Origin of the sequence: Bradyrhizobium sp. SHOUNA76 (assembly GCF_023006445.1) — a bacterium.
In the GTDB taxonomy this organism is placed as follows: Bacteria; Pseudomonadota; Alphaproteobacteria; order Rhizobiales; family Xanthobacteraceae; genus Bradyrhizobium.
The window spans coordinates 1-1,369 of record NZ_JALBHA010000892.1 but is presented as its reverse complement, the minus strand read 5'-3'; the positions used below and the strand labels follow the sequence as shown (position 1 = coordinate 1,369).

The 1,369-nt window shown below is 68.1% G+C and carries 1 protein-coding gene and 1 pseudogene; both read right to left on the bottom strand.

Annotated elements, in window-relative coordinates:
* Positions 1-296 (bottom strand): annotated as a pseudogene (locus MOV74_RS38305) (hypothetical protein); the annotation flags it as partial.
* The coding region (locus MOV74_RS38300) for an ERF family protein (protein ID WP_246932717.1) at positions 293-1,369 on the bottom strand (1,077 nt) is incomplete at its 5' end. The pseudogene MOV74_RS38305 and the gene MOV74_RS38300, both read right to left, overlap by 4 nt.

The following is a 1,369-nucleotide window of genomic DNA, read 5'->3' as shown; positions in this document are numbered from 1 at the left end:
ACCATGTCGATGCGCCGCAGCGCCGCCTCAACCGCCTTTTGGCGATAGGTCTCGAGCAATTTATGCCGCAACATGCGGTAGCGCTGGATGTCCCAGGACAGCTCGGCGACGTCAATGGCGAGCAGCCACTCGATGGCGGACCGCGGCGCGAGGTCGGCAAAGATCGCCTGCTGGAGCGCCTGGTAGTGTTCGAGCTGTTCGCCCGGCAGCAGCAGAGGCGGGGGCGCCAAGGACGCAAACTCGACCGGCAGCGTCGTGACGGTGAGCTCGCGCCCGGTTTGGAACAAACCGTTCATCCGGCGACCTCCGAATCCAGGTTTGCCGCAAGCGACGCGGCGCTCAGGGCGAGGTTGGCGGGATCGTGGACGGGGCTCGCCGCCCACAGCTCCTGCGCCACCGGCAGCGGCGCGATCTGCAGGTTCGCCCACCACGCCCGTTCATTGCCGTGCTGATGCAGCTCCTGGTGATGCGCGCGGCACAGGGGGACAGTGAACTCATCGCTGACCTTGCGGCCGAGCGCCCGGGCTTGAGCGAATTTCAGATGATGGGCATCGCACGGGGTTTGCTGGCACACCAGGCAGGGCTGCCCCCTAACAAACAACAGGTGCGCCTTGCTGCGTTTGCGGGACGGCTCCTTGGGATAGGCGAGCCCGGCCTCGGGTAGCGCTGGCTGCAGCGCGGCGTCGGCGTCAGCAGCAGGCGCTGCTGGCAGGCTTGGCGTGCCATCCAAGTCGGCCGTCTGCTCGGCCTGAGCACGGCCAGCGTCCTCAAGCTTGGCCTGATAAGCTGCCTCGACGTGCCGGGCATCCGGCTCCTGCAGGCTGTTCTTGAGCGGGAGGCTCGCCATGGCCCAGCTGAGCAGATCGGTGCTGGCAGGCAGCGCTTCGAGCTGGCGCAACAGCTGCTCCCGGAGTGCGGCGGACTCGCCCGGCCGCAGCACCGGGGTACGGTTGAGAGCGCCCTTGCCGGGCGAGGCCTTGAGGTTGGGTGGTGCGGGGGAACCGGCGGCCGTATCCGGGGCGTCCAGATCATCCTCGCCGGCAATCCCGACCAGCGCGAACAGGGCATAGCGTCGGGCGTAGGTCAGTGCCGCGCCCATCCGGTGCGGCGCCTCGATGTCCCGTGCGGCGCAGACCGGCCAGTCCGAGGAGATCCACTCGCCGGAGGAATGGGCGAGCAGGGTGGTGAGGTGGATGTGGCCGGTGCCCTGTTCGACCCGGGTGGTCTGGATGGTGGCGATCTCCTGCTGGCTCAGCGTCTTGCGCACGATGTCGAGGCCGCTCGCCAGCGAGGCGTAGCGAAAGGTGCGGTCGTCATCGCGCAGGAACGGGGAGCGGATCTGAGCGGTCAGGGTCTTTTCCGGATTGGT